At 55.4% G+C, this 14,611-nt stretch carries 16 protein-coding genes; 9 read left to right on the top strand and 7 right to left on the bottom strand.

The window, feature by feature from the left end:
• Position 1: 1 nt before the first annotated feature.
• Both ACR0AZ_RS18370 and ACR0AZ_RS18365 read left to right on the top strand, forming a co-directional pair.
• On the top strand, positions 2–1,408 hold the full coding sequence (locus ACR0AZ_RS18370) for an amidohydrolase (protein ID WP_480472950.1): 1,407 nt from the start codon (positions 2–4) through the stop codon (positions 1,406–1,408).
• Between the two features lie 12 nt (positions 1,409–1,420).
• Complete coding sequence (locus ACR0AZ_RS18365) at positions 1,421–2,806, top strand: M20 family metallopeptidase (RefSeq protein ID WP_480472952.1); 1,386 nt, start codon at positions 1,421–1,423, stop codon at positions 2,804–2,806.
• Between the two features lie 222 nt (positions 2,807–3,028).
• Here ACR0AZ_RS18365 and ACR0AZ_RS18360 read toward each other — a convergent pair whose 3' ends face one another.
• The gene (locus tag ACR0AZ_RS18360) at positions 3,029–3,310 is read right to left on the bottom strand and encodes a type II toxin-antitoxin system RelE/ParE family toxin (protein ID WP_480668031.1); all 282 of its coding nucleotides are present in this window, start codon (positions 3,308–3,310) and stop codon (positions 3,029–3,031) included.
• Positions 3,307–3,591, bottom strand: a complete 285-nt coding sequence (locus ACR0AZ_RS18355; RefSeq protein ID WP_480661025.1) for a CopG family ribbon-helix-helix protein — start codon at positions 3,589–3,591, stop codon at positions 3,307–3,309. Before ACR0AZ_RS18355 ends, ACR0AZ_RS18360 begins: the two co-directional genes overlap by 4 nt.
• A gap of 535 nt (positions 3,592–4,126) precedes the next feature.
• Between ACR0AZ_RS18355 and ACR0AZ_RS18350 the strand changes: the two genes are divergently transcribed.
• The gene (locus ACR0AZ_RS18350; protein WP_480668030.1) at positions 4,127–4,408 is read left to right on the top strand and encodes a nuclear transport factor 2 family protein; all 282 of its coding nucleotides are present in this window, start codon (positions 4,127–4,129) and stop codon (positions 4,406–4,408) included.
• 88 nt (positions 4,409–4,496) lie between these two features.
• On the opposite strand, the gene ACR0AZ_RS18345 is transcribed toward ACR0AZ_RS18350, so the two are convergent.
• Positions 4,497–5,390 carry a LysR family transcriptional regulator gene (locus tag ACR0AZ_RS18345; protein ID WP_480668029.1) on the bottom strand — a complete coding sequence of 298 codons (894 nt, stop codon included), beginning with the start codon at positions 5,388–5,390 and terminating at the stop codon, positions 4,497–4,499.
• 129 nt (positions 5,391–5,519) lie between these two features.
• Here ACR0AZ_RS18345 and ACR0AZ_RS18340 point away from each other — a divergent pair, with 129 nt between their 5' ends.
• On the top strand, positions 5,520–6,380 hold the full coding sequence (locus tag ACR0AZ_RS18340; protein WP_480668028.1) for an NAD(P)-dependent oxidoreductase: 861 nt from the start codon (positions 5,520–5,522) through the stop codon (positions 6,378–6,380).
• A 370-nt stretch (positions 6,381–6,750) separates the two neighbouring features.
• Here the strand turns inward: ACR0AZ_RS18340 and ACR0AZ_RS18335 are convergent, their stop codons facing one another.
• Both ACR0AZ_RS18335 and ACR0AZ_RS18330 read right to left on the bottom strand, forming a co-directional pair.
• Complete coding sequence (locus tag ACR0AZ_RS18335; protein ID WP_480472800.1) at positions 6,751–7,290, bottom strand: luciferase domain-containing protein; 540 nt, start codon at positions 7,288–7,290, stop codon at positions 6,751–6,753.
• A gap of 65 nt (positions 7,291–7,355) precedes the next feature.
• Positions 7,356–7,946, bottom strand: a complete 591-nt coding sequence (locus tag ACR0AZ_RS18330; RefSeq protein WP_480472802.1) for a YceI family protein — start codon at positions 7,944–7,946, stop codon at positions 7,356–7,358.
• 124 nt (positions 7,947–8,070) lie between these two features.
• Between ACR0AZ_RS18330 and ACR0AZ_RS18325 the strand changes: the two genes are divergently transcribed.
• Complete coding sequence (locus tag ACR0AZ_RS18325; protein WP_480472804.1) at positions 8,071–8,652, top strand: TetR-like C-terminal domain-containing protein; 582 nt, start codon at positions 8,071–8,073, stop codon at positions 8,650–8,652.
• Between the two features lie 457 nt (positions 8,653–9,109).
• Here the strand turns inward: ACR0AZ_RS18325 and ACR0AZ_RS18320 are convergent, their stop codons facing one another.
• The gene (locus ACR0AZ_RS18320; protein WP_480668027.1) at positions 9,110–9,784 is read right to left on the bottom strand and encodes a tyrosine-type recombinase/integrase; all 675 of its coding nucleotides are present in this window, start codon (positions 9,782–9,784) and stop codon (positions 9,110–9,112) included.
• A gap of 167 nt (positions 9,785–9,951) precedes the next feature.
• Entirely contained in the window at positions 9,952–10,569 is a 618-nt protein-coding gene (locus ACR0AZ_RS18315; RefSeq protein WP_480472808.1) for a TetR/AcrR family transcriptional regulator, read from the bottom strand.
• A 148-nt stretch (positions 10,570–10,717) separates the two neighbouring features.
• On the opposite strand from ACR0AZ_RS18315, the gene ACR0AZ_RS18310 reads away from it, so the two are divergent.
• The 4 genes from ACR0AZ_RS18310 to ACR0AZ_RS18295 all read left to right on the top strand — a co-directional run bounded on the left by ACR0AZ_RS18310 (position 10,718) and on the right by ACR0AZ_RS18295 (position 14,500).
• Positions 10,718–11,647 (top strand): AEC family transporter, encoded by a 930-nt coding sequence (locus ACR0AZ_RS18310; RefSeq protein ID WP_480472810.1) that lies wholly within the window; start codon positions 10,718–10,720, stop codon positions 11,645–11,647.
• A gap of 103 nt (positions 11,648–11,750) precedes the next feature.
• Positions 11,751–12,584 carry an S-formylglutathione hydrolase gene (gene fghA / locus ACR0AZ_RS18305; protein WP_480472812.1) on the top strand — a complete coding sequence of 278 codons (834 nt, stop codon included), beginning with the start codon at positions 11,751–11,753 and terminating at the stop codon, positions 12,582–12,584.
• A 3-nt stretch (positions 12,585–12,587) separates the two neighbouring features.
• Positions 12,588–14,048 carry a Si-specific NAD(P)(+) transhydrogenase gene (sthA, locus tag ACR0AZ_RS18300; protein ID WP_480472814.1) on the top strand — a complete coding sequence of 487 codons (1,461 nt, stop codon included), beginning with the start codon at positions 12,588–12,590 and terminating at the stop codon, positions 14,046–14,048.
• Positions 14,045–14,500 (top strand): YaiI/YqxD family protein, encoded by a 456-nt coding sequence (locus ACR0AZ_RS18295; RefSeq protein ID WP_480472816.1) that lies wholly within the window; start codon positions 14,045–14,047, stop codon positions 14,498–14,500. Before sthA ends, ACR0AZ_RS18295 begins: the two co-directional genes overlap by 4 nt.
• Positions 14,501–14,611: the final 111 nt, after the last annotated feature.

Genomic DNA, 14,611 nt, shown 5'->3' with positions numbered 1-14,611 from the left:
CTTGAAAAACGCCGATCCGATCTGGGACCACGTCGACCGCCATCGTGATGATTTTATCGCCTTGTCAGATCGAGTCTTTGACACGCCCGAGACGCTTTATGCCGAGTACAAGTCCGTCGCCGAACATGTGCAGATGTTACGCGCTCAGGGCTTCAAGATAACAGAGAACGCAGCTGGCATTCCTACGGCCGTGATTGGCGAAGCAGGAGACGAGGGTCCGGTGATTGCCATCCTCGGCGAGTTCGATGCGCTGCCATATCTGAGCCAGGCGCCAGGTGTGGCTGAACATCAGCCGCTTGAAGAGGGCGGCAACGGGCATGGGTGTGGTCACAATCTTTTAGGGGCCGCCGCACTCTTGGCCGCGACGGCGGTGAAAGACTGGCTGGCCGAAAACGGCATCAAGGGCCGTGTGCGATACTATGGCTGCCCCGCTGAAGAAGGGGGCGCGGCCAAGACATACATGGTGCGCGAAGGACTGTTCGATGATGTCGACGCAGCCATCTCGTGGCATCCAGCGACCTTCACAGGCGTGAATGAGGCCAGATCGCTCGCGAACACCCGGATCGATTTCACTTTTCATGGAAAAGCTGCCCATGCGGCGGGTGCACCGGAATTGGGTAGGTCGGCGCTTGATGCGGTTGAACTGATGAACATCGGTGTAAATTACCTGCGCGAGCACATGCCCGACAGCGCCCGGGTTCACTACGCCTATCTCGATGCAGGTGGTGTTGCGCCGAACGTGGTGCAGGCCAAGGCCACAGTGCGCCAACTCGTCCGCGCCAGCTCGCTACCGGACCTCGCCGATTTGGTTACGCGCGTCCGAAAGATTGCGGACGGCGCGGCGCTGATGACAGGAACGCAAGTTACCAGCCAGGTCTTTTCCGGCGTTTCAAACCTGCTTGGCAACCGTCCTTTGGAAGAAACCATGCAGCACGAGCTAGAGAAACTTGGACCCGTCGCCTTTGACGAGGCAGATCTCAGTTTTGCCCGCGACATTCAGACCACATTAACCGCCGCTGACATCAATACGACCTTCAAGCGGATCGGTGCTAAGCCCAAAAAAAATCTCGCACTCTGCGACTTCATCGCACCTCTTGATCGCCACAGCGATGGCGGCGAAGGCTCGACAGATGTTGGCGACGTGAGTTGGGCAGTCCCAACCGTTCAGGCACGAGTTGCCACCTGTGCTATAGGAACGCCGTTTCATACGTGGCAAACAGTGGCACAAGGCAAGGCGCCCGCGGCTCACAAAGGCATGGTCTACGCGGCAAAAGCAATGGCCGCGACAGCTTGTCGACTGGTTGAGGATCCCTCGCGCATCGAAGCTGCATGCGCGACGCATCAAGACCATCTGGGCCAAACACCTTACACATGTCCGATCCCGGACGACGTGCGTCCACCTGTCTGAGGCAAAACAACCGTGACCCGCGCCTCTGCAATAGACAACGCCGCCCAGTTTTTCGACACCGGTCAATTTGCAACAGAACTTAGCGAACTGGTTGCCCATGAGACGGAGAGCCAGACACAAGAAAAAGCCGCGGAGCTTCCGCGCTATCTTGAGGAAGCCCTCGTTCCGCGCCTGAGCAGACTCGGGTTCTCCTGTGAAATCTACCCGAACCCTGTGCACGATGCCGGACCGATCTTGGTTGCAGAGCGCATCGAGGACGACACGCGTCCGACAATCCTGTCCTACGGGCATGGCGACGTGATCCGCGCGCAAACGGATCAATGGCGCGACGGGCTTCACCCATTTCGACTGGTTGATGAGTGCGACCGCCTCTATGGACGCGGAACAGCCGACAATAAGGGGCAGCATCTCATCAATTTGGCGGCGCTGAGCGCTGTCATTGAGGCCCGTGGAGCGCTCGGCTTCAACATGCGCATTCTCATTGAAATGGGCGAAGAAATGGGATCACCGGGGTTGTCGGAGTTTTGCGCCAAGCACAAGGACAACCTAGCCGCAGACGTCCTGATCGCATCGGACGGGCCGCGCCTTCAGTCCGACACGCCCACGTTGTTCATGGGGGCAAGGGGCGGCAATTCGTTCGACCTCATCGTTGATCTAAGAGACGGCGCGCACCATTCGGGTAACTGGGGCGGTTTGCTTGCCGACCCCGCGATGATCCTTGCACAAGCCCTCTCGACGATCACCGATGTGCGGGGCCAAATCCAAATACCAGAATGGCGGCCGACCAGCCTGACTGAAGACATCCGGGACACCCTGCGCAACTTGCCGGTTGGCGGGGATGGTGGTCCGAAGATTGACGAGAATTGGGGAGAGGAAGGCCTGACACCGGCCGAACGCGTCTTCGGCTGGAACAGTTTTGCGGTCCTCGCAATGAAAAGCGGTGTCCCCGAGGCACCGGTCAACGCGATCTCGGGATTTGCCATAGCCGCCTGCCAGCTCCGCTTCGTTGTTGGCACTAACCAATCCGATATCCTGCCCGCCCTTCGACGCCACCTTGATGCGAGAGGTTTTGAGATCGTTCAGATCAAGCCTCATGACCGCAGCTTCTTTGATGCAACGCGAACGTCGCCCAACCATCCGTGGGTGTCTTTTGTCGCGCGTTCGCTTGAAAAAACGTGTGGGAAGCCACCCCATGTCCTGCCAAATCTCGCCGGTTCCTTGCCCAACGAGGTCTTTTCCGATTTGCTCGGTCTCCCAACGGTTTGGGTGCCGCACTCCTATCGCGGCTGTTCGCAGCACGCGCCAAACGAGCACGTGTTAAAGTCAGTTTCGCGTGATGCATTGCGCGCAATGGCCGGGCTTTTTTGGGATATTGGCGACCTTGCCAGGTCGCTCTGATCCCGCGCCACAAAGGACTTCATCCGTACCTGGATCGGGCGTGTATCGCATATCTGACTGTAAATGACCGCTTTCACAGATTGGTAGAGTTGCTCTCGCATATGCAGCGAAAGTCAGCTGTCCGCCCGTCTGTGCAGAAGCTAGAGGTCGAATAGCAGAATAAGTTCGATTTCTTACCCCCTACCCTGCGCGGCTGATGCCACCAATTTTAAACTCCCGGTTTCAGTAATCCGCGCCCTTCCGAGTATCCCATAGACGCAGAATTTCTATCTGAGTGGGCATTACACGATAGATTAGCGTAAATGGGGTTCGCGGTACTGAAAGCTCCCGTACGTCTTGGCGTGTGTCACTTGGGTGACCTGCATACGGGTTTGCTGCAAGAGTAAGCTGAATGGCTTTGAGCTGTGCTCGTGCCCTTTTGCTGCCTTCAGGAAAAACTGACGTGTAGTAGTAGCGGAACCATTGAATGTCCCGGGCCGTATCTTCGAGAAATACAATTTTCATTGGCTATTGGATTGCCCGCTTGCGACCGGAGCAGAGAGCTCATTCTCGGTATCCCAGCTGTCTATCCAGGCATTCATTTCGTCTGCCGTGATGAACTTACCTAGATCTGCTTTTTCAACAGCTGCATCAATGGCTGCTCGCTTTGCGGCCTTGGATTCCAACATCGTTCTAATTGCTCGTACAGCGAGCTGCGCAGGCGGCCGATCTTCTATCGCAGCTTCTCGTTCCAGAGACTTTCTCAAGTCTTCATCAAGACGGATTGAATATGGGTTGGTTCTCATCGCAATCACCTGTTTCCGCTGTGTAGTACAATGTAATACATCCGCATTCTATTCACAATAGATCGATGGGATGAACTTCATCTGTTGCTCTGAACTCATAAGCGAGATGGGTATTCATAAGTACGGCCTGCTCGTCCGCGGTTATTTTGATTTTTGCACCAACAATGCGGTTGGTTGCATGTCTCCCCGATCGATCTTTGACATCAGAGAATTCAAATAGGCCTGGTGAGATTTTATGTTCTCCGCTCGTTGGAAAATATATCCCAAAACCATGAAACGGAGAGCTGGGCCATGTGTCGATTTCATAGCATACCAAGTCTGACCAAGTCGTAGGTATTCGGCGATATCGTCCATAAGACGGTCACAGTGCGTCTGATCTCGGGCGAGGCGAAGTTCGGAGCACAAGCGTGGAAAGCTGCGCTCCATTTGATCTGGAGAAACTTGAATCTGAAAATGTTTTTCTTTCTTAACTATCGGATTCAAAGAGTCCTCTTTATGCCCCTCAATTTCATGTGCTGAACATACAGTCATGATAATGAACGGTGGCGACCCAATGGAGAGCCGGACGGAGATTGGCGACATGGCGGCGGGATTTATGGCTGACTTCCCTGACCTCGTTCTTAACCTCGACACGGTTCTCGTCGCCGATCACCACATGGTCTATGCGTGGACTTTCGAAGGCCATCATAAAGAGACTGGTAACCATGTTCGTTTCTCGGGCTGGGAAGAATGGGACTTAGACGACAACCTGAACGTCATCAAATCGCTCGGTTGGTATGATGGTGTGGATTATGAGCGCCAAGTTGCGGGAACATGACCATATCCGGCGCCAATTCGCGCACTGTACGCACAGTCATATACGGCAAGTCAGACTCAATTTGACTCTAGTCGGTGCCATTTACCACCTACAGCAAGTGAGCGGGCGTCCATCGGAAAAGGCTCTTCTCATATTCAGTAGTTGATTTCGAGAGCCACTGCATGAACAGATTTGCCGCTGGTCGAACCGGGCCCGGCAAAGTGACAAGGTAGTAGCCGATCTGAGGTATTGGATCGTCGAACAGCGCCACGAGTTGACCTGACTTCAGCTCGTCAGAAACAAAAGCCGGTACCGTCGCCCCGATGCCATCACCGCGACGGATGCCATCCAGCAGCATATTGCCCGGCATCCGCACAACTCTTCGTTCCGCGTCGGTGGGAATCCCCACCTTTTCCAACCACAGGTCAAACTCGACCGAAGCGTGCTCTTGGAGAAGTGTAAAATCGAGCAATTCCACAGGGTGCCTGAGCACACGGTTTCCGATCAGTTCGCTTGAGGCGACGACCGTCAGACAGCCTGGCAGCAGCATCTGCGAGACAAGCCCTTGCCAGTGACCCGCTCCGTATCGGATGGCCATATCGATTCCGCCCGGCTTGAGGTCGACAGCCTGGATCGTTGAATCGATCCTCAATTCGATATTGGGGAATTCGTCAATGAACGTGGACAGACGCGGCATGAGGAACGCGCTTGAAAACATCGGAGTCGCGCTAACCACCAACGGTCGAACCGCCTCTGCACTCGACACACTCTCGGTCACGGAGGCCATTTCAGCGAAGGCTTCAAGCAGGCCCGCTGACAGGAATTCGCCTTGCGATGTCAGAGAAATGCCATGTCGGGTACGAGTGATAAGCCGAGTGTCGAGATGTTGTTCGAGCCCACGGATTTGCTGGCTGACTGCGGAATGGGTCACGTTCAGTGCCTCTGCCGCCCGGGTCAGATTTCGAAACTCGGCAGCGGCGGCGAAGGCTCTGAGAGATGTCAAAGAGGGAAGCGTGCGCCAATCCATAAGTAAGATAATCTAACAATATAGAAAAATTTACAACTATGTGATCCCCCGAAGCCGGCGCATGCTAGTGCAGTAATTCATCGGCGACCACCGGAGGCAAACATCATGAAAATTGCGGTTTTGGGACTGGGCAATATGGGCTCAGCGCTGGCGTATTGCCTGCTCAAAGCAGGCCACGATGTCAGCGTTTGGAACCGAACGTCGGAAAAGGCAGAGGTTTTTGCTGAGGCTGGAGCCACGATCTGCTCTTCACTGAATGATGCGATTGCGGCGTCTGATTTTGTCATCATCTGTATCAAGAGCCACAAGGAAACTGTTGAACTGGTCAACGGGCTGAGTGTTTCGCTAATGGGTAAGACCATCTGCGACATGAGCACGGGCGATACCTCGGATGCCGATAGACTGGTCATCATCCTCGAGGGACAGGGTGCTGGCTACATGCTGGGCATGATCAATGCCTACCCTTCCGGCATTGGTGGTGACGAAACCACAATCCTCACGGTGGGCAGTGCCGGAACCTGGGACCGCTATGGCAGTATCATCAGAGAATTGGGTGGAAAGTCCGCCCATGTTGGAGAGAAGCCAACGGCACTTGCCGCGCTCTTTGCCGGCCTCTTCACGGTTCGACAGGGGTTCATGTTTGGAATGATCTACGGTGCACTTGTCTGCCAAAAAGCGGGCATCCCGATGCAGGTTTATGCCGACCAACTCCCTGCCACGATCAAACTGGTTAATGACTACCATGATCTCTTTGCCAGAACTGTTCCGTTTGAGGATTACGATAGTGCGGAAGCCTCCCTGAAGGTTTACGCGATGGCGCAAGAGGATGCGTTGAAGACCTATCTCTCACTTAACGCGCCCGCTGATTTCATCCAGTTGATGCATGACCGCACCAAAACGGCTTGGGACGATGGCTACGGCAACAGACAGCTGACCTCACTGGTCCAGCATATGACGGATGCCTGATGCAAAAAGGCTCCGGCCCAAAGCCGACCTCCACCACCCGGTCGAGATGCTGCGGCGCGGCCCGTTGAACCGGCCATACGCTGCGACCGCAAAATCCCGAGATCTACGAATGGGAAAGTCGCGGATTTTGCGGCCATCCGCATTTTTTGTCTGTAGGACTGCAGTACAGCCCCGAAGTGAACCTTCGACGCTGGGCTTTGCTAATTCAACTGCGCGGGACGGGAGCTACCATTGATGCGAATGGCTTGAACGTATCGGGCGCTTTGCCATGGCAAAATGTGAGAAAGAAATTGACCGCGAGAAACAAGGTGGCTGAAACTGCTCTCTGACAGGAAGCGGGCGCCCCGGCACACTTTCGGGCAACACGTGCTTAACTCAAGGAGTTGCCAGTGATGAAGGTGTACGAACTTTCTACCAGGTCGATGACGACATCCAACTCTTCTGGCGTGGTCGGTGTATATATCATGACAAAGCCGCTCCATCCGGGGCGTTGATCGGCCCAAGGGTGAGCTACGGCCCAGCCAGCCTCAATTGCCCGTCGCGCCATTGCGGGGTGCAGCGAAGCGTGCAAACTGCCATCAGGATGCATATGCGCAAACTCAAACCCACCGACGATAGAGTTCGGTTGAGACAGCAGCATCTCGGGATCAAGCTGAAAACCAACTGCGCCAGGAAGTGATATGCGTGTTGGGCCAGGTGTGACCCCCGGGAATTGCGCAACCCGCTCCAGCAATAGCTGGGCCAATTCGGCATTAATTTCGACACCGATCTGAGTATGCGGTACGCCGCTTGTCGTTTCAGGACGCGGCGAGGTGCGCTCCGGCAAGAAGCGCTCCTGCGCGAATGCCAATGGGCACGTCAAAGCCACTGCTGTCGTAGCAACCGCCAGTTGTCTCAGGAACACATTCATTTTGTTGTCAGCCCGTCAAAAGTAAAGATTGAGTGCTCAGTGCCGTATCGGTGCCCCTGCACACATCATTCAGCTTTTAACGCTTCGATATTGATCAAGAGCTCTATTTCGTCGCTCACCGCAGGTGCAAACGCCCCAAGTCCGAATTCAGACCGCACGATAGTTGTCGTGGCCGCCAGCCCCAAGGTCGGAGTGCCCTCTTTTGGGCCAAACGGGTATGGCGCTGACTTGTTAAGCGTTGTTTCCAGAACAACGGGTTTGGTGACGCCATTCATAGTCAGGTCGCCAGAAATATTCGCGGTATTGTCGCCGGTGACTTCGATGTTGGTCGAGGCGAATGTGACCATGTCACTGTCACTCGCACTGAAAAAGTCATCGGACATGAAGTGTTGCAGACGGGCGCCCCAGCCCGTGATCATGGATTTCACAGGCATAGACACTGTGACAGATGACCCAGACGGATCATCTTCGTCGAACTCAATCTCACCGCTAAAACCTGAGAACATTCCATATGTTTCTGAGAACCCGATGTGGTTGTAGCTGAACAATACCTGACTGTGTCCAGGATCCAGCTCGTAAGTGCCGCTCTCGGACAATGCGGTTGTCGCTCCCATCGATAAGAGTACCGCCACCGGGGTTGCTGCCACTTTGAACATTGATACGCTCCCATTTTGAAAAGACGTGTTCGCGGAATCGAGTATTGAGCTTTAGTTTTTAGCTTGCCATACTTATAGAACAAAATGTTCTATAGCGCAACAAGATGTTCTATAGGAGGGGCGATTGAAAGAAGATCCCAGGCTGATCGCCACACGACAGGCCGCACTTGATGCTGCGCAAAAGATACTGATGGATGAAAGCGTGCTGCACGTAACTCATGGCGCAGTTTCAAAGGCAACGGGCATTTCGCGCAGTACACTTTACAGGCACTGGTCAGATGCGCGTAGTCTGCGTGATGCAGCATTCCGGCGCATCGCAACACCGCCGAACATACCACCCAAAACCGATGGCCCGCTGCGATCTGACCTGCGCTGGTTACTCGGAGTACTGATGGGAGCCTTGAATGACACACCATGGGGTCAAATTGCACCTCAGGTGGTCGCTGCTGCGTCCACCGATACAGAAGCAAGGTTAGTGATAACAGAATTCATGAAAGACAGGTTCGCGAGTGTTGAAGCAGTATTTGCAGCCGCAATAGACCGCGGTGAGATCACCGCCGACGTTCCGGTCGACCAACTCATAGAACTAGCAGTCGCTGCACCTTATTTCCGCAAACTCATACGTCACGAGGCACTGGACGAAGAATGGCTGGACAAACATGTCGATTTGCTTTGCAGTATCGTGAAAACCAATTCGGGACAGTGACCATCGCCTGACTTTGCAATCAAAGCGACCTGCAACAGGCGCGAGATTTCGGCAGAACAGCAAATTATGATCAAAAGCATATCCAGCCAGTTTCTTATAGCGGTTGCTCCAAAGGGTCTTGGTAAACGTTTGCTATGATCGTCCGCCGGGGTTTGAAAAGTCAGCTTTTCTGCGCACTGCCGACATTGATGCACGGTGCAGCAATTTGTACCTTGGGCTCGTTGCAGAACTCGGAGCAGAGGTAGCATAAGCCCCTGCCCCGCTTGCCACGACACGTCCAACCGGCCCAAACCCGATCGAGCGCCTTGACAAGGAGTTCAAGCGCCGCGCCGACGTCGTGGGGAAGCCGTCAATTGCTAATTGAGTTAGCTTGTGGCACTAGTTCTGGAAAGTCGCCTAAGACCCTGATCCTTGAAGTGGCCTTGCCAGAGACAACGTCAACGTCGCTAAATCGAAATTAAGCGTCTTTTTTGTCCTCAGTATAGTGGGGGCCAATTACATAGTCTTCTAACTCAAGTTCAGGGTTCATCATTGAAGTCGTGAATATGACCTGGTTGGACACTGGGGTTTCCGTTGTGTGCTTTACAATGAGCTCCTGAAATCGGTGGCTCAACGCCTTGCGAGCAGTCTCGGCTTTCTCATGCCAGATAGGCGCAAGGCAATCCCGCAGATCAATCTGAGTAATTTCATCAACTGGCAAATGACCAAGTTTGGGTATGACGTGTAGCTCCAGCGGTCTAAACCAACGCCCCGCTTTTCCACCACCCCGCAACTCAGACTTCCGCGCTTCAAACGCATCCCGAGCGACGTCTCTAAACAGAAGCAAGTTGCGCTGGGCTTCTAAACGTCGTTTCTGCCGCTCTCTGATCGGATCTCGGCCTTCCCGCAGTTCGCGTCGCGCTGCGTCAGCTGTTTCCCGCGCCTCCGCCAAGCCAACATACGGCCACCGCCCGAGGCCCATTTCCCGTCGCTTACCGAAAACCGTCAGTCTAAGGACCCACTTACCGCTTTTGGTATCTGCCTTCACAAGCCAGAGCCCAGCGCCATCGCAGTGCTTTCCAGCCTCTAACGCAATAACGCCACGCACGCTAAATTTGTTCTTCGCCTTATAGCCCTCTACCAGCCCACCCATTGGTCCACCCTTAAGTATGGTATGTGCTGCCGTTAGTCGAGATTAATTGAGATCGGATGTAGGAGGTAAGTTGAACATTTTCATATAGTTATTCTCTATCTGAGATTTCTTGAGACACCTACATATAGGGTTTCAAGCCCCTCCACCCGCACCACAACTTTCTCAGATTAGACGCCGTAACGGGCCATGAACATATCAACCGCTTGCAACGCAATCTCGTCGATTTCGTCTTGTGAGAAACTGCTTTGAATACCGAATGCCGCTTTGCCCCACAAGCGAACCTTGCAGAGTTCCGAGAACTGTTCGGCTGCAATATTCACATCCTCGATGGCCAACTCGCCTTTGGTGACAGCCTTGGTCAGGTATTCAGCCATCTTCTGCTGACCATTCTGCGGCCCGGCCTCATAGAAGGCGTTGCCAAGGTCGGGAAATCGGTCGCGTTCGGCTACGCAGATGCGGAACACTTGCTGCGCAAACTCTGATACGAGGAAAGCGGTAAGCTGTGTTGCCGCGATTGTAAGCACTTCGCGTGCAGGTTTGGATTCGTCGATCATGGCGATGATCCGTTCGGACATCAGTCGACACTCGGTTTGAACAACCTCGGTGAATAAAAGTCGTTTATCGGGGAAATAGCTATAAAGTGTTGCCTTTGACACGCCCGCTGCACGCGCGATGTCGTCGACGCTTGCACCTTCGAAACCATCCGCCATGAAGACCTCTCGAGCCCCGCGCAGAACCTGATCGAATTTTCGGCCTGTGCGCAGAATGGTGGCGGCTTGGGTCATGATGGCTCCTGATTTGCTTGCCCGTCACAGTATAAACCGGTCGGTTCAGTTTCAATGATTTTCGCCAGATTCGCGAATTTGTCGCGAATATCGATGAGCTACGTCTTCGCGGTCTTGCCGTCGCAAAAAACCGTGCTACGACTTTCGCATGGTCGAGATTTTTCTGCGCACCCTGCCCTTTTTTGCAATCATCGGCCTGGGCTATTGCGCGGGGCGCAGCAGATTCTTTCCTCCTGAAGCAACGGCTTACCTAACTAAGTTCGTTTTCTTCTTTGCGCTGTCGGCAATGTTGTTCCGCTTTGCCGCCACGTTGCCCTTTGCCGAGATCTTCGATGGCCGACTGGTCATCGGGTATCTTCTGGGCACCGTCGGCGTTTATGCGCTGGCAACGCTTGTGGCTTATCTGCGCAGACTGGACATTCCGACCGCTGCGGTCGAGGCGCAGTGCGCAGCAATCGGGAATGTCGGGTTTCTGGGGCTGCCAATGCTGGCGCTTCTATTCTCTGAGGCTGCAATTGGTCCGGTGATGTTGGTCCTAACCGTGGATCTTGTGGTGTTTTCATCGCTGATCGTAATTCTGATCAACGGCGGGCGCGAAGGCCGGATCAGCGCCAGCACCTTGCGCCTGATCGGCCGCGGGTTGCTGAAAAACCCGATGATCCTGTCGATATCGGCTGGATTGATCTGGTCAGCTCTGCGCGTCCCCATGCCCGCGCCATTGAACGACTTTCTGACCATTCTGGGCGGAGCGGCCACACCAGGTGCGCTATTTGCAATCGGAGCATCGCTGGCCGATAAATCCGCAGAGCGCATACAGATCGCAGGCTGGTTGAGTTTCTGCAAACTGGTGCTGCACCCGCTTTTCGTGGCGGTCATAGTGATCTGGCTGATCCCGGTTGCGCCCTTCCCGGCCATGGTTGCGATTGCGGCAGCCTCGCTACCGGTGGCGGGCAACGTCTATATGCTTGCGGCGCATTACGGTGTGGCCCCACAACGCGCCTCGGCTGCAATTCTGCTGTCGACCATCGCGAGTATCGTGACCGTGCCTTTCGTGATCGGCTGGGTCAGTACGTTCTGATCTTCACCTTCCCGAAAAATACTCGCGTTAAAGGCGCTCGGACTTTACGCCAACGCCGCAGGACGTTAGCCATGGCACAAACCCAATGCGAGGAACTAGCCTGATGGAAACCCTTTCGGAAAATGCCTGTTTCGGTGGTGTGCAGGGCGTCTACCGCCATGCCTCCTCGGCCTGCAAATGTGATATGACATTCGGTCTGTTTCTTCCCGCCGAAGCGAAGGACGGCCCGGTTCCGATACTTTGGTATCTGTCGGGGCTGACCTGTACGCATGAAAACGCCATGACCAAGGCAGGCGCTCAGAGTTGGGCCGCCGAACAAGGCATTGCACTGGTGTTCCCTGATACCTCGCCGCGCGGCGAAGGTGTGGCAGATCATGAGGATTATGATCTGGGTCAAGGCGCAGGGTTCTATGTTAACGCAACGCAGGCACCTTGGGCGCCTCATTTTAATATGTGGGACTACATCGCCGAAGAGCTTCCCACGCTGTTGGCAGAGAATTTCGCAATCGACCCCGAACGTCAGGCAATCACCGGGCATTCCATGGGCGGGCATGGTGCGTTGACGCTTGCGATGAACCTTCCGGGCCGGTTCCGCTCGGTCTCGGCCTTTGCGCCGATATCGAACCCGACGGGCTCGGATTGGGGCCGCAAGCAACTGGGCGCTTATCTCGGTGAAGATGAGGCCGCATGGAAAAAACATGACGCCTCGCTGATGATGCGTAGTGTTGGTTTTGATGGCCCGATCTTGATCGATACCGGTGCAAATGATCAATTCATGGATCTGCTGCGCCCCGAAGCGCTGGCGCAGGCAATCGCCGAGCGTCGTCAGCAGGCCACTTATCGTCTGCAGCCCGGCTATGATCACTCCTATTACTTCGTGTCCACCTTCATGGAGGATCACGTCACTTTCCACGCCGAAGCGCTGTACGGAGACTGAGGCATGAGTAAATATGACTATGACCTGATCATAATCGGGTCAGGCCCCTCGGGCCGTTCGGCGGCTATTCAGGCTGGCAAATTGCAGCGACGCGTGCTGGTGATCGACCGCAAGGACCGGTTCGGCGGGGTTTCGGTGCATACCGGCACCATCCCCTCAAAAACATTGCGCGAGACTGTGTTGAACCTTTCGGGCTGGCGCGAGCGCAGTTTCTACGGACGTTCCTACAGAGTGAAGGATCAGATCCGCGCTGAGGACTTGAAAGCCCGGTTGCACATGACACTCGATCATGAGGTAGATGTGCTTGAACATCAGTTCAATCGCAACCACGTTGAAACCCTAAACGGGCTGGCGACATTCACCGGCCCGCACGAGGTCGAAGTTGCCACGGACGCGGGCGAGACTACGCGACTTACTGCGGCCAAGTTCCTGATCGCCACCGGCACCAAGACCTATCGGCCCGATTATGTGCCATTCAACGGCAAGACCGTCGTTGATGGCGACGATTTCCTCGAGATGGAGGAGATCCCGCGTTCGCTCTGCGTGATTGGTGCCGGCGTGATTGGCGTCGAATATGCCACTATGTTCTCGGCGCTTGACGTTCGGGTCACCTTGATCGAACCGCGCGAGACGTTTCTGGATTTCATCGACAAGACGCTGATCCATGATTTCACCCATCAGATCCGCGAGAATGGCGTCGATCTGCGCTTGGGCTCGGCCGTCAAAAAGATTGAAGACGCGGGCACGCATGTCGAGATCACTCTGGACAATGGTCGCCACGTGCGTGCCGAGATGCTGCTGTTTGCAGCCGGGCGAATGGGGGCAACCTCGGCCCTGAACCTGGACGCTGTGGGGATCGAGACGGATCACCGCAACCGCATAAGCGTGGATCGGAAAACCTATCAGACCTCGGTGCCGCATATCTATGCAACGGGTGATGTAATCGGGCATCCTTCGCTGGCTTCCACGTCTCTACAGCAGGGGCGTGTTGCGGCTTGTCACGCGCTCGAGACCCCCACCCTTCCGGAAAGCCCGTGGTATCCTTATGGCATCTATTCGGTTCCCGAAATCTCGACCTGCGGCATGTCCGAAGAAGAACTGCAGGAGCGCGGCATCCCTTATGAGGTAGGCGTAGCCCGGTTCCGAGAAACCTCACGCGGGCATATCATGGGGCTGGAGCATGGGATGCTCAAGATGCTGTTTTCACTGAAAACCCGCAGGGTTTTGGGCGTACAGATCGTTGGTGAGGGTGCGACTGAATTGATCCATATCGCGCAGGCGGTGCTGAACCTGAAGGGTACGGTGGACTATTTCGTACAGAACACATTCAACTATCCGACCCTGGCCGAGGCTTACAAGATCGCGGGTCTGGACGCGTTCAATCGGATGCCGATCCCCGAAGAGTTCAAGGTGCGCAAAGCGGCGCCCAAGGCCAAACCAGCGAAACAGGCCAAAGAGGCGTGACGACGCTTTATATCGACGGCGACGCCTGTCCGGTGAAGGCCGAGGCCGAGCGGGTCGCAACCCGGCACCAGGTGCCGATGGCTCTGGTCTCGAACGGAGGGCTGCGTCCATCGGCTAACCCCTTGGTTCAGGTCGTCATCGTGTCCGAAGGCGCTGACGAGGCGGATAAATGGATCGCTGAACGCTGTGGGCCGGGCGATGTGGTGGTGACCTCGGATATTCCGCTGGCTGCCAAATGCGTCGAGGCCGAAGCGCGGGTGCTGCGCCCCAATGGCGAGGCCTTCACGGCGGCCAATATCGGTCAGCAACTGGCGATGCGCGACCTGATGGCCGACTTGCGTGCGGCGAACCCGCTGGGCGCAGGGGGTGGGGGCAAACCCTTTGGCAAGGCAGACAGATCACGATTTCTGGACGCGCTCGAGCGGGAAATCCGGGCGGCGTTGCGTCGGTAACGCTCCCGCCGATCGGAGACGCATCAAAGATGCATCGCCTTCCGTTGGGCCAGGCAGCGCGTTCCGCGCTGCGGTTGGCGCTTGCATATCGGCCCTGGGATTGGTTCAGTC

Source organism: Ruegeria sp. BE3, assembly GCF_056538865.1.
The sequence above is the reverse complement of the archived record's forward strand: the minus strand, read 5'-3'. Positions and strand labels throughout refer to the sequence as shown.

What these genes read in the sequence shown, in the direction of transcription:
- ACR0AZ_RS18350 (WP_480668030.1), top strand. Translation starts at nt 4,127, where the DNA reads ATGAACGGTGGCGACCCAATGGAGAGCCGGACGGAGATTGGCGACATG.
- ACR0AZ_RS18320 (WP_480668027.1), bottom strand. Translation starts at nt 9,784, where the DNA reads ATGGGTGGGCTGGTAGAGGGCTATAAGGCGAAGAACAAATTTAGCGTG.
- sthA (WP_480472814.1), top strand. Translation starts at nt 12,588, where the DNA reads ATGAGTAAATATGACTATGACCTGATCATAATCGGGTCAGGCCCCTCG.
- ACR0AZ_RS18330 (WP_480472802.1), bottom strand. Translation starts at nt 7,946, where the DNA reads ATGTTCAAAGTGGCAGCAACCCCGGTGGCGGTACTCTTATCGATGGGA.
- ACR0AZ_RS18355 (WP_480661025.1), bottom strand. Translation starts at nt 3,591, where the DNA reads ATGAGAACCAACCCATATTCAATCCGTCTTGATGAAGACTTGAGAAAG.
- ACR0AZ_RS18310 (WP_480472810.1), top strand. Translation starts at nt 10,718, where the DNA reads ATGGTCGAGATTTTTCTGCGCACCCTGCCCTTTTTTGCAATCATCGGC.
- ACR0AZ_RS18360 (WP_480668031.1), bottom strand. Translation starts at nt 3,310, where the DNA reads ATGAAAATTGTATTTCTCGAAGATACGGCCCGGGACATTCAATGGTTC.
- ACR0AZ_RS18315 (WP_480472808.1), bottom strand. Translation starts at nt 10,569, where the DNA reads ATGACCCAAGCCGCCACCATTCTGCGCACAGGCCGAAAATTCGATCAG.
- ACR0AZ_RS18335 (WP_480472800.1), bottom strand. Translation starts at nt 7,290, where the DNA reads ATGAATGTGTTCCTGAGACAACTGGCGGTTGCTACGACAGCAGTGGCT.
- fghA (WP_480472812.1), top strand. Translation starts at nt 11,751, where the DNA reads ATGGAAACCCTTTCGGAAAATGCCTGTTTCGGTGGTGTGCAGGGCGTC.
- ACR0AZ_RS18340 (WP_480668028.1), top strand. Translation starts at nt 5,520, where the DNA reads ATGAAAATTGCGGTTTTGGGACTGGGCAATATGGGCTCAGCGCTGGCG.